The following is a 448-nucleotide window of genomic DNA, read 5'->3' on the forward strand; positions in this document are numbered from 1 at the left end:
GAGCGGATGATCGCCAATGCCTATGCCATCGGCATCGACCTCGATGTCAAGCGACAGCACTTCCTCGTTGCGGCCGCGCAGCATCGCCAGCGCGCGATGGCTGGGCACATTTGCCCAACGCTCGACATGGTCGAAATAATCGGAGAATTTCGCGCCGGCCTCCTGCTTGCCGTCGACCACCCTGGCCCGCATGAAGGCGCGCTCCTTCATGTAGCTGCGCAATTTGCCGACCAGATCGGCATTCTCGGCGAATTGTTCCGAAAGGATGTCGCGCGCGCCCTCGAGCGCCGCCTTGGTATCGGCCACCTCTTCGCTGACATAGGCCAGCGCCAGTTCGGCAGGCACCAATGAGCGGTTCGCCAAGATGGCTTCGGCCAGCGGCCCCAGCCCGCGCTCCCTGGCGATCTCGGCCTTGGTCCGGCGTTTGGGCTTGTAGGGCAGGTAGATG

At 63.6% G+C, this 448-nt stretch carries 1 protein-coding gene; it reads right to left on the minus strand.

Annotation, left to right across the window (positions count from 1 at the left end; all coding sequences use genetic code 11):
- Nucleotides 1–448, minus strand: a 448-nt coding sequence (locus ENZ74_RS34095; protein WP_281059786.1) for a Tex-like N-terminal domain-containing protein, incomplete at both ends; no start/stop codon positions are given.

Source organism: Mesorhizobium sp. M7A.F.Ca.CA.002.15.2.1 (assembly GCF_003998715.1).
GTDB lineage: Bacteria > Pseudomonadota > Alphaproteobacteria > Rhizobiales > Rhizobiaceae > Mesorhizobium > Mesorhizobium ciceri.